The organism is Pasteurellaceae bacterium RH1A (genome assembly GCA_012221805.1).
Taxonomy (GTDB): Bacteria; Pseudomonadota; Gammaproteobacteria; order Enterobacterales; family Pasteurellaceae; genus RH1A.
This window is the reverse complement of the sequence record CP015195.1, coordinates 1446240-1465590: the sequence shown is the minus strand read 5'-3', so window position 1 is coordinate 1465590 and position 19351 is coordinate 1446240. Positions and strand designations below refer to the sequence as shown.

Below are 19351 nucleotides of genomic sequence, written 5' to 3'. Positions count from 1 at the left end.
AAAGGAGTGCTAATGCGTAAATATAAACTTGGGATTACCTTTAATTTAGAGGCCGAAGTAAAGGATATTTGGTCTAATGGGGTTAATCAGAATGTGATTCATCTCTATACCTTATTTAAATCTTCTGATCTGGTTGAGGATATCTATTTAGTCTCTTGGGGGCTGGAGAATACCACTACACCGCCAAGTGGCTTTATGTTGGATGGAATGGATCTGAAGTTTGCCTATGTCAATGATGTGATCGATGATCTAGATGTGCTTATTGAGGGCAGTATTACTATTGAACCCTCCCAAGTTAGGCGTATGCATAGCCATGGTGGTAAGGTGGTTTCTTATAAGATGGGGAATAGCTATATCATGGATGTAGAGTATTTCCTCTTTGACCGTCGTGCTGGCCGACTTTTTAATGGGGCCAAGTTTGATGCTATTTGGATGTTGCCCCACCATGATAAGATGTGTCGCTCATACTTATCCATTATGCAACATTGCGAATCGTATATAGTTCCTTATATTTGGTCACCTATTTTTTGTGATAAGGTGATTAAAAATTTAGATGATAAGTATCAGCTTAAATTTGGCTATAAGCCCGATTTATCTCAAAAGAGTAAGCGCCTAGCCTGCTTTGAACCTAATAGTAATGTAGTTAAAACCTGTTTTACCCCGATTCTTATTTGTGAACAGGCTTACCGCACAGCTCCCGAAAAAATCAAACATTTTTACGCCTGTAATACCTATAACAAGAAAGACAATCCGACCTTTTTTAATTTTATTGGGCGAACAGAATTGGTAAGAGATGATATTATGACGGTTGAAAGACGTTATCAATTGCCTGATTACTTAACACGTTATGTGGATATTGTCGTGAGTCACCAATGGGAAAATGGCTTAAATAATGCCTATAATGATATTCTTTATGGTGGTTATCCCCTGATCCATAATTCGCCTTTCTTACCCAAGGGAGTAGGTTATTATTACCCTGAATTTGATGCTTTTGAAGGAGCTAAAGTCTTATTAGATGTGATTGAAAACCACGATAAGCAACATGAGGCTTATGTGAAAAGAGCCAATGAATACCTCGAGTCGCTTTTACCAACTAATCCTGTTAATGTTTATCTTTACGAAAAAGAATTAAAACGTTTATTTGAAGAATAAAAGGAAATTTATGATCCAACAACTCTCCCCCAAAATTTTGTGACCTGGGATGAACCCATTGAAATGCTTTATGCCTGCCACGGGCGGGTTAAGGCTTTTTGTAAGCAGTTGCAGATCTTGCCGGATTATTTGGCCCAGCATGGCATTAACCAAGCAGTCAAAAATGATGTGCAGCAGATCTTAAATTATTTTAACAAGGCGGCACCCCTTCATCACGATGATGAGGAAAAAGATTTCTTCCCAGCCCTGGCCAAGGCTGCACCTGAGGCTCAGGCCGATATTGATACCCTGGAAAGCCAGCATCATGAGCTGCACCACAATTGGGCCTTGTTGAGAGAGCAGCTAGAAGCTCTCTTGGCAGGCAACCGAGACAATGTTGATCGGGAACTTATTCAGAAGTTTGTGGCTGGTTATGATGTCCATATTGCCATTGAAGAGCCGCTCTTTGAGCTAGGCAAACAGCATTTGGCGGAAGATGAGCTGGCAGCCATGGGCAAGATCATGGCTGAACGTAGAAGCCTGTAGAGATAAAAATAGGAACCTGAGGTTCCTATTTTTTTTGTGCCTGTTTCCACTGGGCTATGGCCCCTTTTCTCCGCTTGTTTAACTCTTCCCGAATAGCCTGTTTTTCAAAACCGTCTTGAATAACGGCCTGTACATCTACTTGGTTGGCGGCAAGGTAGAGCTGGCGGGCATATTCCCGCTGTGGGTAATCTCGATTTTCAAAACCTAATCGCCCTCTGGCGTCAGCTTCGCAGGCCAGGAGGAAATCCTCAAAGCGGGCAGGTTTACGCCAGATATCTAAGTGATTAAAGAGCTTGACCACGGTTTCAGGCCGTAGCTCAGCGATTTTGTGGATGTGGGTGTGAAATTCCGTGACAAGTTTAGCAAAGTCCTTGACCTCACTTGGCACTTTGAGCCTATTGCAGAGGGCTTCTGTTGGTTTGAGGCCAGCTTTTTCATGCCCGTAATGGTGGGGTAGAATGTCTTTAGGTGTTAAGCCCTTGCCTAGATCATGGCAGAGCAGGGCGAAGATCAGGGCTTCTGGGTTATTGGCCAGGGGGCTTAAACGCTTGGCTTGAGCCATGGCCATAAGGGTGTGGATGCCGCTGTCGATTTCAGGGTGATGTTTTTCTGGCTGAGGCACGCCGAAAAGCCTGGCTAATTCAGGAAAGAGAACTTCAAGCGCACCGACTTCCCGTAAGACCTCAAAATAGATATGAAGATGATCCGTTTGAAAGGCCTTTTGGGTTTCAAGCCAGACCCGTTCAGCCGTCAGATGAGTCAGCTCGCCCGCTTTTACCATCTCTTGCATAAGCGCCAGGGTTTCAGCTGCAATGGCAAAGCCTTGTCTATAAAAACGGGCAGCAAAGCGAGCTAGCCGCAAAACCCGTAGCGGATCTTCGGCAAAGGCAGGGGAGACATGGCGTAAGAGGCGGTTGGCTAGGTCTTGTTGGCCATGATATGGGTCGATGATTTGGCCTTTTTCATCTTCTGCCATGGCGTTGATGGTTAAATCTCGGCGAAGCAGGTCTTGCTCTAGGGTGACATCTGGGGTGAAGTCGCAGCTAAAGCCGTGGTAGCCTGTGCCATTTTTGCGTTCGGTGCGGGCTAGGGCATATTCTTCGTGGGTTTGGGGGTGGAGAAAGACAGGGAAGTCCTTGCCGACCTGTTCAAAGCCTTGGGCAAGTAGGGTTTCAGGTTTGGCACCCACCACCAGCCAGTCCCGATCTTTGACGGGCAGGCCTAATAATTTATCACGGACAGCGCCGCCAACGAGGTAGATTTGCATGGGAATATAGGTTATGCCCCCCTCAGCCTTCGGCAGCTCCCCCGCAAGCAGGGGGAGCGAAAGGTACTTGAATATCTTGATGAACTTCCCTCCCCCGTTTACGGGGGGATGTGCCGAAGGCGGAGGGGGGGAACTAAAAGAAAATTTATTCAACCGTCACTGACGTGATAATCACATCTTCAGTCGGGACATCTTGGTGAAAACCCTTGTTACCCGTTTTCACGCCCTTGATTTTCTCAACCACATCCATGCCCTCAACTACTTGGCCGAAGACGGCATAGCCCCATTCTTGCACCACTTCACGACCAAACATCTCTTTGGCACGGTAGTCTAAGAAGGTGTTGTCGGCCACGTTAATAAAGAACTGGGCGGTGGCGGAATGTGGGTCAGACGTACGAGCCATAGCAATTGAGCCTTTAATATTGCTCAAGCCATTATTGGCCTCGTTTTTAATGGGCGCACGGGTTGGCTTTTCAAGAAGGCCAGGTTCCATACCGCCGCCTTGGATCATAAAACCGTCAATCACACGGTGGAAAATGGTGTTGTTGTAGAAGCCATCACGGCAGTATTGTTCAAAGTTGTCGGCCGTATTTGGCGCTTTTTCATGGTTTAGGGCGATTTTAATGTCGCCAAAGTTGGTGTGTAGTGTAATCATAATGTTCCTTATGGGAGTAGAAATAGGGCATTATAACAAAGTTTTTGGGCAGCTTCTTACAAGCGGCCTATTTTTCTTAAAAACTTGCAAATTTTGCTTAACTCTTGGGGCTTTTATATTAGAATAAGGTCGCCTCAACCCAATTAAAGGAATCTTATGCAGCCCCATTTTTTGCCGCCTCGTGAATTTGCCGCCATTGATCTTGGCTCTAATAGCTTTCATATGATTGTTGCCCGCATTGTGAATGGCTCCATTCAGGTGCTTTCACGCATCAAGCGGCGGGTGCGTTTGGCGGATGGTTTAAATGAGGAGCGGATTCTCAGCCAAGAGGCCATTGAGCGGGGCGTGGCTTGTCTGGCCTTGTTTGCCGACCGCTTGGCAGGCTTTGCCCCTGAAAATGTCAAGGTGGTGGGCACCTATACCTTGCGTCGAGCAGTTAATAAGGAAGCCTTCTTGGCGGAGGCAGCCAAGGTTTTCCCCTATGAGATCAAGATTATTTCAGGCCAGGAGGAAGCACGCCTCATATATTCGGGCGTCAGCCATACCCAGCCTGAAAAGGGGCGCAAGCTGGTGGTGGATATTGGCGGCGGCTCAACGGAAATGAGCATTGGCGATGATTTTCAACCCCTGCGGGCAGAAAGCCGTCACATGGGCTGTGTCAGCTTCGCCAAGCGTTTTTTTCCGCAAGGGGAGTTGAGCAAGGAGCGTTTTGAGGCAGCCTATCATTTGGCCATGGAAAAGATTGAAGACCTGGCCTGGGAGTACCGAGAACTGGGCTGGCAGTGCGTGCTGGGGTCTTCTGGCACCATTAAAACCGTGAGCAAGGTCTTGATGGCCAATGGCTATCGTGATGGCAAGATCACTGAACCCCGTTTGCAGGAGCTGGTGACCCGTTGCCTAGCCTTTTCCAACCTCAATGATTTAAAAATGAAGGGCGTGCTGGAGGAGCGGGCAGACGTTTTAGTGCCAGGCCTGGCTATTTTGCTGGCCCTCTTCCATACCTTTAATATTGAGGCCATGCGTTATTCCAATGGTGCTTTAAGGGAAGGGGTCATGTATGGCCTGGAGAAGGCCTTTCAGGTTACTGATATTCGCCAGCGTACGGCAGAAGCCCTGGCCCTACAGTTTGATATTGACCAGGTTCAGGCCAAGCGGGTGCAAGAAACGGCCAAGGTTCTCTTTGAGCAAATAAGTATGTGGCGAGATGCCCCTCAGCGTTATGAGCTGTATGGCATTTTGCACACAGCCAGCCTCTTGCATGAAATCGGCCTGGCCATCAACCACAACTTTGCCCACCGCCATGCTGCTTATATTTTGACCCACACCGAGCTGCCAGGCTTTGACCACGAACAGCAGACCCTGCTGGCCAGCCTTATGCGTTTTCAGCAAAAGGCCTTTAAACGCAGCCAAATTCGCCCCATTAACCGTTTTCAAAACCGTGACATCATCACGTTAATTCGGCTTTTTCGTTTGGCGGTTTTACTCAATCGTTCCCGCCAAGCGGTGGCCCTGCCCCTAGATAAACTAACCCTGTCCACCAAATACCACCATTGGAAATTAGCCTTTCCAGCAGACTTTTTAGCGGATAATCCGCTGGTTTTAGCTGACTTGATTGAAGAACAGGACTGCCTGCGGGAGATTGGCTGGGAACTGTTGGTGGAGTAGGGGCAAGCGGGTAAAAATTTGCCAAAATCTGCAAAAATTTACCCGCTTGTCTTAGACCTTCTCGCTCAAATAGGGATCATCAAAGCCCATGGCCTGCATAATTTCCGTTTCTAGGCCTTCCATTTCTTCAGCCTCCTCATCATTTAGATGATCGTAACCCAATAAATGCAAAGTCCCGTGTACGGCCAAGTGCGCCCAGTGGGCTTCAAGGCCGATGCCTTGTTCCGCCGCCTCTTTTTCCACCACCTGACGGCAGATAATCAAGTCACCCAAGAGTGGCAATTCAATGCCTTCTGGGGCTTCAAAGGGGAAGGAAAGGACATTGGTTGGCTTGTCCTTGCCTCGGTAGGTGAAATTTAAGTCCTGGCTTTCGGCCTCATCGACAATGCGGACGGTGATTTCGGTTTCGGGGAAAGCCTGGCTTTGGGCTTCTAGGGCCAGGGCCTGGCCTATCCAGAGGGTAAATTGTTCCAGGCTTGGTAAGTCAGCCGTGTTTTGGCTGGCCAGTTGAAGATCAATAATTGGGTTGGTCATGTTTTACTCGATTAAGTGGTTACAAGCGGTTGGTTTTTTGTAAAAACCTGCAAGATTTTTTTAGCTAGATTGTTTCATCAGAGCCTGAAGTTGCCTTAATTTTTCTGCCTTGCTCAAGGCCTGATCGGCCGTTGCATTGAGCTGGTTAAGCAGTTGGTCATTTTCAGGCTTGGCTGTGGCTTGAAATTTAGGGCCGTCTTCCAGTTGCTTGGCATATTGGCCCAAACTTTCAAGCAGGGCCAGTTTGTCAGGCTGATCGTGGTAGTCGCTAAAAAGCTCATCCATGGCGGCTGCAAATTCTTGGGCCTGGTTATCAATTTGTTGCAGGCAGTATTTTTGCCAGCGGATCTGCTCGGCTCTATCTAGAGTATGCGGGTAGTGGCGGGCACGGTAGTGGAAGAGCAGCTTTTTCACCCGTGGGTCGCTAAATTTGAGGCCGTGATGGGCCAGCTCTTCAGGCGGTAAATCCCGCAAAATGGCCATATTGTTTTTATCAGCAGGGGAGAAAAAGCCCTCGTAAAGGGTGGTTTCCACATTGGGAGAGGCGGCAAAACTGCGTTCTTCGCTAAAGATTTCAATCACCTTTTCCCGCACCAGATTTTTTTGTGCCTTGATGGCCTTGAGGTTTTCCAAACAGGCGGCTCGGTCAATGCCCAAGCGTTGGGCATTTTCTGGGAGCAGGGTCTTGGCAGGGGCTAAAATCGGGCACTTGTTAATATGCACCAGTTTAAGCGGCACAGAGGCCAGGCCTTGAGCTTCTAACTCTTCTTTTTTGGTGTAGAGACGGGAGCGGAGCAGGGCAGCCTCTTCATTGAGGAGATCTTGCACGTTTCCAGCCAGATCACAGACGATCACCGCATTTTGATTACTTGGATGCCAGGCTAAAGGTACAACCCAAGTGGTATTGCCCCGATAATTTCCCAACATACCTGAAACATGAACCAGCGGGGTCATTTCCCCCGTGTCAATCATAGCCTCTAGGGCTTTTTTGCCTCGATTGTTAAAGAAGAAGTCAAAGAGCTTGGGCTGTTTTTCCTTGATTAATTTAGCCATGGCAATGGTGGCGTAAACGTCCGCCATGGCATCGTGGGCGTTGCTATGCTCAATGCCATTTGCACGGGTTAGGTTTTCCAGTTTAAAACTGGGCTTGCCTTCCTCATCAAAGGCCCAGTTGATGCCCTCTGGCCGCAGGGCATAGCAGGCCCGAACCACATCCAGTAAGTCCCAGCGGGAATTGCCGTTTTTGTAGCTGTATTCATAAGGCTCAAAGAAGTTGCGGAAGAAGGTATAGCGGGTCATCTCGTCGTCATAACGGATGTTGTTGAAGCCCATAATGCAGGTGTTGGGCTGGCTAAATTCGGCGTGGATCCGCCTGGCAAATTCAGGTTCAGACAGGCCCTGTTCATTACACTGTTGGGGGGTAATGCCCGTGACCATCACCGCCTGCGGATGAGGCAGGTAGTCAGGGGTTTGCTTGCAGAAAAACATAACCGGCTCGCCAATGATATTAAAGTCGCTGTCGGTACGAATGCCAGCAAACTGGGCCGGGCGGTCGGAGGCAGGATTGACCCCAAAGCTCTCGTAATCGTAGATAAAAAAAGTATGGTTGTTCATAATCTAGCCATAAACAAGGAAATTGGGGCTATTGTAGCATATTGGAGGTAAGGAAGATGAAGTTAGATTTGCAAAAAAGCAGGGTTTTTGCCCCGCTTGTAGGCTATTGCGGATCAATTAAATCGACCAATTTCATCACGACTTCATCCACCAAATAAGATTCGGCCTCGGTGCTGTAGCTTGCTTGTCGAGCAGATAGGTCTAAGGCTCTAACTTGATGGCAAAGTACCACGCCTGTGATTTTGCCTGATTTAGTGCTGTTACCATCTAAGGCGACGGTTACACTATGCGAACGTGCTGCATTTCCGCCGGTGGAAATAGGACAACAAATGGCGACACCCAATGCTTTATTAAGGGCCTGTTCAGAAACCACGATAAAATAGTGCGGATTTCTTAGCTCTTTGCCTGATGTTGGGTCTGGATCGATATGCCAAATCTCGCCTTTTTTAGGAATACGCATTACCAGACCTCATTACCCTTAGCAGGCAGGGCATTATATTCTGCCATTTCTTCATTTAGGGTTTGAATCTCTTGGCAGTCAATGCCAGCAAGGAGTTCATCCAGGCTCTTTCTGCCCCGTGGTTTACGTTTGGCAGAGCGTAGTACAACAGTTTCGCCCTGCGATTCAATATCCAATAAATTGCCAACCTGCCAGCCCATTTGAGCCACAATAGCGTTGGGTACGGTTAGCACCATGGCACCGCCTTGTTGGCGTAGTTTTCCTGTTAGCATGGCTTTCTCCTCTTAAGTGTGACAAAGTAGCATAAGTGACTTTTGCATAAATTTCAACAGGCCGCTTGTAGTTTATTGTGAGGAAAGTAGTTTTTATTTTTCCAAAAACTCTGCTGGTGTCAAAATTTCAGGGCCTTTGTAGGGATTTAAAACCGTCAAATCCTTGTCGCCACTGACCAGATAAATGGCTTTACAGCTTAGGGCCAGTGATAGAAATTTGTTATCTTTGGGATCGCGGCAGTCGTGAACGTGATGGCTTGGCTCAATAAACACACCAAGGGCCTGCAAGTCCTTAATAAAGGCATCTCGCTCATCTAAACGGTTATTAAGAAATTTTTTGAATTTATCACGTTGAATAACCTCCAAAAACTCACTAAACGTCTCTTTGGATAGGTATAAATCATAATCTATCAAGGCTTTTTTAAGTGCCAAAGCGGATAATGATTTAGGCGATAAGATGGCACTAATCAAAACATTGGTATCAACCACAATAGGTTGTTTGAGCTTGTTATTTGGCATTTTTCTTTAAATTTTCTTGATAAACAAGTTCACGTTCTTCCTCAATTAAGCGGTTTAAGGCCTCCATTTCTTGGTCTGTTGGCTCTGTGGCATAACGTGCCTGTTTATCTAAACGCTCAATAAAACGCATTTTTGCCGCCAAACGCATTAATTCCATGGTGTCTTGATAAGAGGAAAGCACCAAGGTAGGGCGGTTATATTGCGTGATAACAATGGGTTCAGAGCTTTTGGCGATGTTGGCAAATTCGCTAAAGTTCTTTTTTAGTTGTTGAGATGGAATAGTCAGCATGTTCAGAATCTCCATAAAATTTAAAGCAGAATAGGCTGATTTGGATTGATTTTCAAGCAAAATAGTTTGGCTTTTCGTTATCTAGGCTTTTGTTATATCATAGCCCTAATCTCCATTTTATCTCTAACACTATGCCTAACTTCGACCCCAAAGCCTTCCTCGCCACCGTCCCCCACCTACCAGGGGTCTACCGAATGTTTGATGCCAAGGGCACCATTATTTATGTGGGCAAGGCCAAGGATCTGAAAAAACGCCTGTCTAGTTACTTTCGCAGCCAGCTGGCCAGCCGTAAGACCGAGGCATTGGTGGCTCAGATTGCCCATATTGAAACTACCATCACTCACTCCGAAACCGAGGCCCTGCTGCTTGAGCATAACTACATCAAGGAAAACCAGCCTCGCTATAATGTGCTTTTGCGGGATGATAAGTCCTACCCCTATATCCTGCTGACCAAGCATAAACACCCACGCTTGGCCAGCTTTCGGGGAGCCAAGAAGATTGCAGGTGAGTATTTTGGCCCCTACCCCAATGTCACGGCCGTGCGAGAAACCCTCAATCTGCTGCAAAAGCTCTTCCCCATCCGCCAGTGTGAGGATTCCTACTACAAGAACCGCTCCCGCCCCTGCCTGCAATACCAGATTGGCCGTTGCCTGGCCCCTTGTGTGGAGGGCTTTTATGAGCAGGCCGAATACGACCAGCAGGTCAATTTTGTCCGTCTATTCCTACAAGGGAAAGATAGTCAGGTGATTGAACATCTGGTGCAAAAAATGGAAGGCGCGGCGGAAAACCTAGACTTTGAGGCGGCCGCCCGTTTTCGAGATCAGATTCAGGCCGTGCGGGCAGTAACAGAGAAGCAGTTTGTGTCTAATGATCGGTTGGACGACTTGGACATCATCGCCATTGCCTACCAGCACGGCATAGCCTGCGTGCATATTCTTTTTGTGCGCCAAGGCAAGGTGCTGGGCAACCGCTCCTATTTTCCCAAGGTGCCGTCTAATACTGACCTAAGCGAGCTGGCCGACACCTTTGTGGGCCAGTTCTACTTGCAGATTAACCAGCACCGCACTATTCCCAACCAGATTATTATCAACCAGGCCATCAGTGAAGCCGAAGCTCTGGCCCAGCTGCTTAGCCAACAAGCGGGCCATAAGGTGACGATTTCAGCAAACGTGCGTGGGGAAAAGGGCCGTTATCTGGCCCTGGCCCAGACCAATGCCCAGGCCGCCTTAAATCTGCAATTACAGCAAGACTCCCGCATTCAGGCCCGCTTTGCTGCCCTGCAAGAGGTCTTGGATCTGCCTCCGATCAAGCGGATGGAATGCTTCGACATTTCGCATACCATGGGGGAGCAGACGGTGGCTTCTTGTGTGGTTTTTGATGAGGGCGGCCCGCTTAAGTCCGACTACCGTCGCTTTAACATTGAGGGCATTACCGGGGGCGATGATTACGCCGCCATGGAACAGGCTCTGATTAAGCGTTACGACAAGCCCCTGCCACCTGAAAAGATCCCCGACATCATCTTTATTGATGGGGGCAAGGGCCAGCTCAACCGAGCCTTGGAAACCTTCGCTAACCTAAAAGTGGACTGGGACAAGACCAAGCCACTTCTGATCGGCGTGGCAAAAGGGGTGGAACGCAAGGCAGGGCTGGAAACGCTTTTGATCAGCAAGTGGGATAAGGAAATCCACCTGCCGCCTGACAGCCTGGCCCTACATTTGATTCAACATATTCGGGATGAATCCCACAACCACGCCATTTCAGGCCACCGCAAAAAACGCCAAAAGGCCTTTACTGAAAGCGGCCTGGAATCCATTGCCGGCGTAGGGGCCAAACGCCGCCAGGCTCTACTCAAATACTTGGGGGGATGCAGGGGGTGAAATCGGCGACCTTGGAGGAGATCCAGTCTGTGCCAGGGATTTCCAAGGCTTTGGCGGAGGTGATTTTTGATACCCTCCAGCATGGCGAAATGCAGGCGCTTTAGGAGCGATATTTGCTAAGCGCAGCTCCCTTTGTTAAGATGAGCCACATCAATATGCCATCTTCACCACAAAAAGGACATTCTTATGAAATTAAAAAACCTTTTCATAGCACTTTGTGCCAGCTTAAGCCTCAGTGCTTGTGTGAGCCTAGGCACACAGGCAGACAGCACTAACATTTACACTACCACAGCCAAAGACGGGCAGGCTGTCAGCATTGATGTTTCAGAATTAGGTAACCTGAAAGGTGCCTTGAATAATGCCCTGGGCCAGGTAGCCGAGCAGCTTAATAAGCCAACCGTGCTCAACAATATCACGAGCTTTAGCACCGAAAATAAGACCATTGAGGGCAAGCAGTACGCCATACTCAACTTCCACACCGCAGACGGCAAAGCCTATAGCGGCCGCACCGATCCTACGGGCCTTACCCAAGATAAGCTGGAGAAGCTCCACAAGGTTAGGGGAGCAACGGTGATCGGCGCCATTCCTGTCCAAGGCCAGCCCAACCACTTTATTATCCAAGACATCAAAGACTTTGTGTTTTAGTTGATAACCTATTTAACAAGCGGTCATTTATGCCTGAATTTTTGCAAATTTTAGGCCTAAAGAACCGCTTGCGTCCATCTATTTTTGCGATCACTTCATTTTCGCCTTTTCAGCACTGAGTATCTAGCTGCTTCTTCTGATGTAAATCAAGGTAGGGCAGGGCCCAATCGTGTAGAATGCTGGCCGATATTTCAAATAAAAGGAGGTAAACATGGATCTATTGATTGGCTTGCTGGCCGTGATTTTGGCTGGTTATTATATTGTAAAGGGCTATGCGGCCTCTGGCGTGCTGATGCTGACAGGCTTGGGCCTGCTCTTGGCCAGTGTGATTTTAGATAAGAATATCCTGCCGGCGGCCGTCAAAACTACGGGCTCAAGCTATACAGATATTCTAGAATATGTGAAGTTCCTGCTCATGGACAGGGGCGGCAACCTGGGCATGATGATTATGGTGCTTTGCGGGTTTGCGGCCTATATGACCCACTTGGGGGCCAATGATATGGTGGTCAAACTGGCCTCCCGCCCGCTGCAATATATCCGATCGCCCTATATCTTAATGGTAGCCGCCTATTTTGTGGCCTGTTTGATGTCTTTGGCCGTGCCGTCTGCCACGGGCTTGGGCGTTTTACTGATGGCCACACTTTTCCCGGTGATGGTCAATATGGGCATCTCCCGTGGGGCAGCGGCAGCCATCTGTGCTTCACCTGCTGCCATTATTTTATCGCCAACCTCGGGCGATGTGGTCTTAGCCGCAGAAGTGTCTCAAGTGCCGCTGGTCGATTTCGCCTTTAAGCTGACCCTGCCCATTTCCTTTGTGGCCATTGGGGCCATTGCAGTGACCCATTATTTCTGGCAGCGTTATTTGGATCGCAAGGCAGGCTTTGTGGCTGAAAGCCTGAATGTGAAGGATATTGAGGTCAAAGTACCAGCCTTCTATGCCATCTTGCCATTTTTGCCGATTGTGGGTGTGATAATTTTTAATGGGACTATCCTGCCCAAACTCCATATTATTACCATCATTATTTTCTGTCTTGTGCTGACAGCGGTGATTGATTTCTGCCGCAACTTCAGTGCCAAACAGACCTTTGACAATCTTAACGCCGCCTATCAGGGCATGGCAGAAGCCTTCTCTGGCGTGGTTATTCTCTTGGTGGCAGCCGGCGTTTTCGCCCAGGGCCTTAGCACCATCGGCTTTATCCATAGCCTGATTGATTCCGCCCAATCCCTAGGCAGCGGCGGTATTGTGATGATGTTGGTCTTGGCGATTATTACCACCCTAGCTGCCTTTACCACCGGCTCAGGTAATGCACCTTTTTATGCCTTTGTGGAGCTTATCCCGAAACTGGCCACCCAAATGGGCATCAACCCGGCCTACCTGACCATTCCTATGCTACAGGCTTCTAACATCGGCCGCAGTATGTCGCCAGTGTCAGGCGTGGTGGTGGCCGTATCGGGCATGGCCAATATCTCGCCTTTTGAAGTGGTCAAACGCACCTCTGTGCCTATGTTGGTTGGCTTGGTTGTGGTGATTGTGATGACGGAGTTTTTGGTGGTGGCTTAGCTGGTTCTTCTTACTCAATGGGGCGGATATTCCGCCCTTATTTGCAAAAAATCCTCAAATTTACCCCGCTTGCCCTTGATCTTTCCTTAAAATTCCCCAAACTATCTTAACCTAATTTGTAGGGGCGAATCATATTCGCCCGAAAACGCACAAGGGGCGAATGTGATTCGCCCCTACATTACACAAAAAGGAGACACAATGTCTAACCCATTACTTGATTTTTCGGGCCTGCCGAAATTCTCTCAAATCCAACCTAGCCATATCCAACCTGCTGTTGAGCAGCTCATCAAAGAAAACCGTGAAACGGTGGAGCGTGTGGCTCAAATTGATAATCCAAGCTGGGAAAACTTCTACCAACCTTTAGCCGAGGCTGGCAACCGTCTTTCCCGGGCCTGGTCGCCAGTTGGTCACCTTAATGCAGTGAAAAACAGCCCTGAATTGCGGGAAGCTTATCAGGCCTGTCTACCGCTTCTTTCTGAATACAGCACCTGGGTGGGCCAACATCAGGGGCTTTATCAGGCCTATGTCAAACTCAAAAACAGCCCTGAATTTGCTACTTATTCTGTCGCCCAAAAAAAGGCCATTGAAAACAGCCTAAGAGATTTTGAGTTATCCGGCATTTCCCTGCCTGCGGAAAAACAACAACGCTACGGTGAAATTGTAGCTCGCTTGTCGGAACTGAGCTCTAAATTTAGCAACAACGTGCTAGATGCCACCATGGGTTGGGAAGTGGTGATTGAAAATGCCGATGAAATCAAGGGCCTGCCAGAGTCTGCTTTAGAAGCCGCTCGCTTAGATGCTGAAAGCAAGGGCAAAACCGGCTACCGTTTTACCCTTGAATTCCCAAGCTACCTGCCGGTCATGACCTACTGCGAAAACCGAGAGCTCCGCCAGCGTATGTACAATGCTTATAACACTCGCGCCTCCAACGAGGGAGAAAATGCTGGTAAGTGGGACAATTCGGCCTATATGCAGGAAATTCTCAGCCTGCGTTTAGAGCTGGCCAACCTGCTGGGCTTTGAGCAGTACACCGACTATTCTCTTGCCACCAAAATGGCCGAAAGCCCACGTCAGGTGCTGGATTTCTTAGAAGATCTGGCCCACCGAGCCAAACCACAAGGGGAAAAAGAGCTAGCCGATCTCCGCCACTTTGCCAAAGAAAACTTTGGAGCAGAGGACTTACAGGCCTGGGACATCGCTTTTTACAGCGAGAAGCAAAAACAAGCCCTTTATGCCATCAGCGATGAAGAACTCCGCCCATATTTCCCTGAAAACCGGGTGCTAAGCGGCTTATTTGAGCTGGTTAAACGCATTTTTGGTATGCGGGTGGAAGAGCAGTCTGGCGTGGATGTTTGGCATGAAAGCGTGCGTTTCTTCCATATTTATGACGAAACCGACCGCTTGCGGGGCTCCTTCTATTTAGACCTCTACGCCCGTGAACACAAGCGTGGCGGAGCCTGGATGGATGACTGCATTGGCCAAAAACGCTTGTCAGATGGTTCTTTACAAAAACCAGTTGCTTACCTTGTTTGTAACTTCAACAAGCCAATCGGCGACAAGCCAGCCCTCTTTACCCATGATGAAGTCACGACCCTCTTCCACGAATTTGGCCACGGCATTCACCATATGCTGACCCAAATCGAAGTGGGCGATGTGGCCGGTATTAACGGCGTGCCGTGGGATGCCGTTGAGTTGCCAAGCCAGTTCTTAGAAAACTGGTGCTGGCAGGAAGAGGCCTTGGCCTTTATTTCTGGCCATTACGAAACCAATGAGCCTCTGCCAAAAGAGAAGCTCACCCAGCTCTTGGCTTCCAAAAACTACCAGGCAGCCATGTTTGTGCTTCGCCAATTAGAGTTCGGCCTCTTTGATTTCCGCCTGCACAATGCCATCAACCCAGCCAACCCAAATCAGGTGCTGGAAACCCAACGGGCGGTGCGTAATGAGGTGGCAGTGATTGAAATCCCAACCTACGTTCGCTCCCCACACGCCTTTGGCCACATCTTCTCAGGCGGTTATGCGGCAGGCTACTACAGCTATATGTGGGCAGACGTGCTTTCAGCCGATGCCTTTGGCCGGTTTGAGGAAGAGGGGATCTTCAGCCGTGAGGTAGGGCAGTCCTTCTTAGATAACATCCTGACCCGTGGTGGTTCAGAAGAACCAATGGTGCTCTTTGAACGCTTCCGTGGCCGTAAGCCGAGTTTGGATGCCTTATTGAGACATAAGGGCATTGCCGCCTAAGAGCAAGACTTAAGATGAAATCCCGATATGTGTTAGCATATCGGGATTTCTTTAATGATAGGTTCTTAAAAAGGTTTGAAAGGCCAGTAGGAATTTCTCAAAATCTTCTAGGCCGCAAAAGGCAATGCTTTCTTGATCGTAGAAGCTAAAGCCATCTTCCATTTCCACATCATCAAAAATGGCCTCAAAGCTATTGGCCTTGACCATAACCTCATCGGTATCCAAATACAAGCTAAACTCCTTGCCCTCAAAGGCCCACTCATATGGGTTGGGGAAGGCTTGTTTGCATTGGGTAATATGTTCCAAAATAGTGGTGACTTTTTCAGGCTTATTGGCAATTTCAGTGTTAAGCCAGTGGGCAAAGGCCTCGTGATCCATAGAACATTTGGCTACGACACCGTGCATGGTGTGGGTGAATTGGTATTCCATAAAAATCCTTAAATAAAAAGAGGGCAATCAGCCCTCCAACTTATGCGGTTTGTACGATGGGAATTTGCGCCTTGGTGGAGCCGGCCATTTCTGCCAAGGCCTCCATTTGGTTGATGGTAATGTATTTGCCTTGTACAGAGATCATACCACTTTTTTGGAAGCGGCTTAAGAGGCGACTGATGGTTTCAATGGTTAGGCCCAAGTAGTTGCCAATATCGCCACGGGTCATGGTAAGCCTGAATTCTCGGGCAGAGAAGCCACGGGCAGCATAACGTTGGGATAAATTATAGATAAAGGCAGCAAGTTTTTCTTCTGCATTCATCTTGGACAGGAGTAAGATCATTTCCTGATCGGTGCGGATCTCGCTACTCATTAAGCGCATAATCTGGTGGCGGATTTTCGGCATTTTGCCGGCCAAATCATCTAAGACCTCAAAGGGGATTTCGCAGATCATCGAGGTTTCAAGGGCCTGGGCAAAGCCAACGTGCTTCATATTCATAATAGCATCAAAGCCAACCAAGTCACCAGGCAGATGGAAGGCAGTAATTTGCTCTTCGCCATTTTCACTGATGGTGTAGCTTTTGAGTGTGCCTGAACGAATGGCATAAAGGGACTGTAGCTCATCGCCAGATTGGAAGATAATTTGTGATTTTTGGACAGGTTTTTTGCGTTCAATGATGTTATCGAGCTGGGTTAGCTCGTGTTCGCTCAAGGTAAAAGGCAGGCAGAGCTGGCTGATACTGCAATTTTGGCAGTGAATTGTGCAGCTAGATTTTGCTGAGCCCTTATATTCCGAAACAATTTTCATACACGTCTTCCAATTGAAAATAGTAAGATTTTTTGATTTAGGGCAAATTTTAGCATAAATCTACCTATTTTGAACTATGTTTTTTATCTTTGTGGTTTTCAAGCTCCAAATGATAAGGGCCGATTTCAATGTAAGATCGAAATCAGCCCTTTGGGGTTGGAGGCCTAAGTATAATTAGGCCAGCTTTTCACAGGCCCATTCTAAGCCCGAATGGAAATCCTCCGTTAAATGCGGCTTAAGGCTTTCTAAAAGCTCACATAAGACAGCCTTGTCGGGGTGGGTGAGATTGATGTGGCCCAGTTTTCGGCCAGCTCGGACTTCTTTGCCATACCAGTGCAGTTGGCTGAAGGGCAGATTGAGCCAGGCGGCCTGGTGTTCAATGCCGATAAGATTGACCATAACACTTGGGGCAATCGGCTTTAATTCTGGCGTTGGCAGGTCTAAAAGGGCACGCAGGTGGAGTTCAAATTGGCTGATGGAGCAGCCCAGTTGCGTCCAGTGGCCGCTGTTGTGCACCCGTGGGGCTAATTCGTTAATCAAGAGCTTATCGCCAACCACAAAGCATTCCATGGCCATCACGCCCACATAATCTAGCTCCTGCATGATGGCAGACAGCATTTTTTCGGCTTGAGCTTGATAAAGGGCTTGGTTAGGCAGCGCAACATCCGCAACACTGTAACGTAAAATCCCATTTTGCTGTAGGTTGTGGGTAACTGGGTAGAAGCGGGTGTTACCATTGCGGAAGCGGGCACCAACCAGGGAAACCTCGCCATCAAAGGGGATAAATTTCTCGGCAATCACTTCACCAAAGAGATCAGGCGTGATTTGGTCAATGCTGTCTTGGGTCACAATCCATTGGCCACGGCCGTCATAACCGCCTGTACGGCGTTTTACCACCACTTTTTCCCCGATTTGGCTAAAGACTTGAGGCCATTGTTCAGGGCTTTCTAGTAGTTGCCAAGGGCTGGTAGCCAGTGTTAATTGGTCTAAGAGGGTCTTTTGGGTAAGCCTGTCAGCCAGGCGGCCGAAGACGGGCAAATTGACAAAATTTTGGTGGTTGCCCAAGAGCTGGGTAAGCGGTGTGTCAGCCCAGCGTTCAATTTCAGCCGTAATCAGGCTATTGGCCTCGATCTCAAAGACGGGAGCATCAAAGGCCAGGGGCTTAACATCAATATCCAGCGGGGCGCCGGCATAGCGGAGCATTCTGCCCAGTTGGCCATTGCCTAGGACATAAATAGGCGGGTAGAGGGAGCTTTTGTTCATGGTATCGTCCTTAAAAATAGTCTGCAAGCGGTCGGTTTAGGGTCTGATTTAACAAAACCAGCAATTTGATACGGGCCTTTTGGCCACTCAGACCTGTGGTGAAAATTACACCTTTTTGCTTGAGTTGTTTGCCGCCGCCTTGGTAGTCATAGACATCTTGGGTTACGCCGTTAAAGGCACGGGAAACCAGCACCACGGGGATCTTGGCCTGCAAGAGAGCCTCAAGCCCTTCCAAGCAACTTGGCGGCAGGTTACCAGCACCTAAAGCTTCAATCACCACACCATGGCAGGCACTTTGGGCCAGTTGCTTGAGCAAGAAGCTGTCCATGCCCGCATAGGTTTTGATCAGTTGCACATTGTCTTTAACCAAGTCTCCCATTGGGAAGCGTTCATAGTGGCTGAGTTGCTGGAAGTAGAGCACCCGATTTTTAGCCACTAGGCCGCAGGGGCCGAAGGTTGGGGTTTGGAAGGTGGCCACATTGGTGGTGTGGGTTTTGGTCACAAACTTGGCATTGTGAATTTCATCATTCATAACCACCAACACGCCCTTGCCACGGCTTTCTTCACTTAAGGCAACCAAGATGGCGCTTTGCAGGTTGATGAGGCCATCGGCCCCCAGTTCATTGCTGGAACGCATGGCGCCCGTGATGGCCACAGGCACGTCCACGGCCAGGGCCAAATCAAGGAAATAGGCCGTTTCTTCCAAGGTATCTGTGCCGTGGGTGATCACAATGCCATCCACCTGCTCGGTTTGAACGGCCTGTTCAATCCGATTTTTCAATAAGATCCAATGTGCCAGATGAATATGGGGCGAGGGCAGGTTAAGCACTGCCTCCTGCACCAGTTGTGCTGGGTGGTTGAGGCGGGTAAGGGAATCTAAAAGGGGATTACGATCTGAAGGGGTAACCTTGCCGTTTTCTCCCTCGCTCATGGAAATGGTGCCGCCTGTGTGCAAAATCAGCAGTTTTTTGCTCACTATTCAGCCCTCGGATCAGGATTATCCAACACGCTTTGGGTTTGTTGGGCGCGGAATTGGTGGAGTTTTTGGGCTAAATCCTTGTCAAAAGCTGCCAAAATTTGGGCAGCTAACAGGCCTGCATTGGCCGCTCCTGCATTGCCAATGGCCAGGGTGCCGACAGGAATGCCCTTGGGCATTTGCACGATAGAGTAGAGACTGTCAATGCCGCTGAGGGTGGAGCTTTTAACTGGCACACCCAGCACAGGCACAATGGTTTTGGCCGCAATCATACCCGGCAAATGGGCTGCCCCGCCTGCGCCTGCAATAATCACCTTATAACCGGCTTGTTCAGCTCCTTGGGCAAACTGGAAGAGCTTGTCGGGCGTGCGGTGGGCAGACACCACTTCAACGTGATAAGGCAGGTTAAAGAGATCCAGCATTTGAGTGGCTTCAACCATGGTCGCCCAGTCGCTTTTGGAACCCATCACAATGGCAATTTGTGCTTTTGCGGTCATTTTAAATCCTTTGGTATTGATACTAAAAAACGGGCGGAATGATAGCACAAAAGCAAACGGTTGCTTAAGACAAATTTGCAGATTTTGAGGGAATTTAGACCGCTT

General features: G+C 48.6%; 19 protein-coding genes and 1 pseudogene. 7 read left to right on the top strand and 13 right to left on the bottom strand.

Annotation, left to right across the window (positions count from 1 at the left end):
* Positions 1–12 precede the first annotated feature (12 nt).
* Together A4G20_06885 and A4G20_06880 are read left to right on the top strand one after the other, a co-directional pair.
* Positions 13–1152 (top strand): hypothetical protein, encoded by a 1140-nt coding sequence (locus A4G20_06885; protein QIW16075.1) that lies wholly within the window; start codon positions 13–15, stop codon positions 1150–1152.
* A 63-nt stretch (positions 1153–1215) separates the two neighbouring features.
* On the top strand, positions 1216–1677 hold the full coding sequence (locus A4G20_06880) for a hypothetical protein (GenBank protein QIW16873.1): 462 nt from the start codon (positions 1216–1218) through the stop codon (positions 1675–1677).
* Positions 1678–1702: 25 nt separating this feature from the next.
* On the opposite strand, the gene A4G20_06875 is transcribed toward A4G20_06880, so the two are convergent.
* Both A4G20_06875 and A4G20_06870 read right to left on the bottom strand, forming a co-directional pair.
* Positions 1703–2944, bottom strand: coding sequence for a multifunctional CCA tRNA nucleotidyl transferase/2'3'-cyclic phosphodiesterase/2'nucleotidase/phosphatase (locus tag A4G20_06875; GenBank protein QIW16074.1), 1242 nt, complete (start codon positions 2942–2944; stop codon positions 1703–1705).
* A 145-nt stretch (positions 2945–3089) separates the two neighbouring features.
* Positions 3090–3599, bottom strand: a complete 510-nt coding sequence (locus tag A4G20_06870) for a peptidylprolyl isomerase (protein ID QIW16073.1) — start codon at positions 3597–3599, stop codon at positions 3090–3092.
* A 156-nt stretch (positions 3600–3755) separates the two neighbouring features.
* On the opposite strand from A4G20_06870, the gene A4G20_06865 reads away from it, so the two are divergent.
* Positions 3756–5264 (top strand): exopolyphosphatase, encoded by a 1509-nt coding sequence (locus A4G20_06865; protein QIW16072.1) that lies wholly within the window; start codon positions 3756–3758, stop codon positions 5262–5264.
* Positions 5265–5315: 51 nt separating this feature from the next.
* Here the strand turns inward: A4G20_06865 and A4G20_06860 are convergent, their stop codons facing one another.
* The 6 genes from A4G20_06860 to A4G20_06835 all read right to left on the bottom strand — a co-directional run bounded on the left by A4G20_06860 (position 5316) and on the right by A4G20_06835 (position 9012).
* Positions 5316–5798 (bottom strand): rRNA maturation RNase YbeY, encoded by a 483-nt coding sequence (locus tag A4G20_06860; protein QIW16071.1) that lies wholly within the window; start codon positions 5796–5798, stop codon positions 5316–5318.
* 60 nt (positions 5799–5858) lie between these two features.
* Entirely contained in the window at positions 5859–7412 is a 1554-nt protein-coding gene (locus A4G20_06855; GenBank protein QIW16070.1) for an exodeoxyribonuclease I, read from the bottom strand.
* Between the two features lie 103 nt (positions 7413–7515).
* Positions 7516–7878 (bottom strand): growth inhibitor PemK, encoded by a 363-nt coding sequence (locus tag A4G20_06850; GenBank protein QIW16069.1) that lies wholly within the window; start codon positions 7876–7878, stop codon positions 7516–7518.
* Complete coding sequence (locus A4G20_06845; protein ID QIW16068.1) at positions 7872–8144, bottom strand: antitoxin; 273 nt, start codon at positions 8142–8144, stop codon at positions 7872–7874. Before A4G20_06845 ends, A4G20_06850 begins: the two co-directional genes overlap by 7 nt.
* A gap of 93 nt (positions 8145–8237) precedes the next feature.
* Positions 8238–8663: a putative toxin-antitoxin system toxin component, PIN family gene (locus A4G20_06840; protein ID QIW16067.1), complete on the bottom strand. Its 426-nt coding sequence runs from the start codon at positions 8661–8663 to the stop codon at positions 8238–8240.
* Positions 8653–9012 carry a hypothetical protein gene (locus A4G20_06835; GenBank protein QIW16066.1) on the bottom strand — a complete coding sequence of 120 codons (360 nt, stop codon included), beginning with the start codon at positions 9010–9012 and terminating at the stop codon, positions 8653–8655. The genes A4G20_06840 and A4G20_06835 overlap by 11 nt, the downstream gene beginning before the upstream one ends.
* A gap of 71 nt (positions 9013–9083) precedes the next feature.
* Here A4G20_06835 and A4G20_06830 point away from each other — a divergent pair.
* From A4G20_06830 to A4G20_06815, 4 genes and pseudogenes are all read left to right on the top strand, one after another.
* Positions 9084–10933, top strand: a pseudogene (locus tag A4G20_06830) (excinuclease ABC subunit C).
* An 82-nt stretch (positions 10934–11015) separates the two neighbouring features.
* The gene (locus A4G20_06825; GenBank protein ID QIW16065.1) at positions 11016–11474 is read left to right on the top strand and encodes a hypothetical protein; all 459 of its coding nucleotides are present in this window, start codon (positions 11016–11018) and stop codon (positions 11472–11474) included.
* Between the two features lie 211 nt (positions 11475–11685).
* Positions 11686–13035 carry an anaerobic C4-dicarboxylate transporter DcuC gene (locus tag A4G20_06820; GenBank protein QIW16064.1) on the top strand — a complete coding sequence of 450 codons (1350 nt, stop codon included), beginning with the start codon at positions 11686–11688 and terminating at the stop codon, positions 13033–13035.
* Positions 13036–13233: 198 nt separating this feature from the next.
* The gene (locus tag A4G20_06815) at positions 13234–15273 is read left to right on the top strand and encodes an oligopeptidase A (protein QIW16063.1); all 2040 of its coding nucleotides are present in this window, start codon (positions 13234–13236) and stop codon (positions 15271–15273) included.
* A gap of 51 nt (positions 15274–15324) precedes the next feature.
* Here the strand turns inward: A4G20_06815 and A4G20_06810 are convergent, their stop codons facing one another.
* From A4G20_06810 to A4G20_06790, 5 genes are all read right to left on the bottom strand, one after another.
* Positions 15325–15702, bottom strand: coding sequence for a hypothetical protein (locus tag A4G20_06810; protein QIW16062.1), 378 nt, complete (start codon positions 15700–15702; stop codon positions 15325–15327).
* Positions 15703–15742: 40 nt separating this feature from the next.
* A complete protein-coding gene (locus tag A4G20_06805; GenBank protein QIW16061.1) occupies positions 15743–16510 on the bottom strand; it encodes a transcriptional regulator in 768 nt (255 codons plus the stop codon).
* A gap of 174 nt (positions 16511–16684) precedes the next feature.
* A complete protein-coding gene (locus tag A4G20_06800) occupies positions 16685–17773 on the bottom strand; it encodes a 5-(carboxyamino)imidazole ribonucleotide synthase (protein ID QIW16060.1) in 1089 nt (362 codons plus the stop codon).
* A 10-nt stretch (positions 17774–17783) separates the two neighbouring features.
* Positions 17784–18749: an L-asparaginase gene (locus tag A4G20_06795; GenBank protein QIW16059.1), complete on the bottom strand. Its 966-nt coding sequence runs from the start codon at positions 18747–18749 to the stop codon at positions 17784–17786.
* Positions 18749–19246: a 5-(carboxyamino)imidazole ribonucleotide mutase gene (locus tag A4G20_06790; protein ID QIW16058.1), complete on the bottom strand. Its 498-nt coding sequence runs from the start codon at positions 19244–19246 to the stop codon at positions 18749–18751. Before A4G20_06790 ends, A4G20_06795 begins: the two co-directional genes overlap by 1 nt.
* Between the last annotated feature and the right edge of the window lie 105 nt (positions 19247–19351).

Bases quoted from the DNA above. Each gene is read 5' to 3' on its own strand.
- A4G20_06885 (QIW16075.1), top strand. From the start codon at position 13: ATGCGTAAATATAAACTTGGGATTACCTTTAATTTAGAGGCCGAAGTA.
- A4G20_06880 (QIW16873.1), top strand. From the start codon at position 1,216: ATGCTTTATGCCTGCCACGGGCGGGTTAAGGCTTTTTGTAAGCAGTTG.
- A4G20_06875 (QIW16074.1), bottom strand. From the start codon at position 2,944: ATGCAAATCTACCTCGTTGGCGGCGCTGTCCGTGATAAATTATTAGGC.
- A4G20_06870 (QIW16073.1), bottom strand. From the start codon at position 3,599: ATGATTACACTACACACCAACTTTGGCGACATTAAAATCGCCCTAAAC.
- A4G20_06865 (QIW16072.1), top strand. From the start codon at position 3,756: ATGCAGCCCCATTTTTTGCCGCCTCGTGAATTTGCCGCCATTGATCTT.
- A4G20_06860 (QIW16071.1), bottom strand. From the start codon at position 5,798: ATGACCAACCCAATTATTGATCTTCAACTGGCCAGCCAAAACACGGCT.
- A4G20_06855 (QIW16070.1), bottom strand. From the start codon at position 7,412: ATGAACAACCATACTTTTTTTATCTACGATTACGAGAGCTTTGGGGTC.
- A4G20_06845 (QIW16068.1), bottom strand. From the start codon at position 8,144: ATGCTAACAGGAAAACTACGCCAACAAGGCGGTGCCATGGTGCTAACC.
- A4G20_06840 (QIW16067.1), bottom strand. From the start codon at position 8,663: ATGCCAAATAACAAGCTCAAACAACCTATTGTGGTTGATACCAATGTT.
- A4G20_06825 (QIW16065.1), top strand. From the start codon at position 11,016: ATGAAATTAAAAAACCTTTTCATAGCACTTTGTGCCAGCTTAAGCCTC.
- A4G20_06820 (QIW16064.1), top strand. From the start codon at position 11,686: ATGGATCTATTGATTGGCTTGCTGGCCGTGATTTTGGCTGGTTATTAT.
- A4G20_06815 (QIW16063.1), top strand. From the start codon at position 13,234: ATGTCTAACCCATTACTTGATTTTTCGGGCCTGCCGAAATTCTCTCAA.
- A4G20_06810 (QIW16062.1), bottom strand. From the start codon at position 15,702: ATGGAATACCAATTCACCCACACCATGCACGGTGTCGTAGCCAAATGT.
- A4G20_06805 (QIW16061.1), bottom strand. From the start codon at position 16,510: ATGAAAATTGTTTCGGAATATAAGGGCTCAGCAAAATCTAGCTGCACA.
- A4G20_06800 (QIW16060.1), bottom strand. From the start codon at position 17,773: ATGAACAAAAGCTCCCTCTACCCGCCTATTTATGTCCTAGGCAATGGC.
- A4G20_06790 (QIW16058.1), bottom strand. From the start codon at position 19,246: ATGACCGCAAAAGCACAAATTGCCATTGTGATGGGTTCCAAAAGCGAC.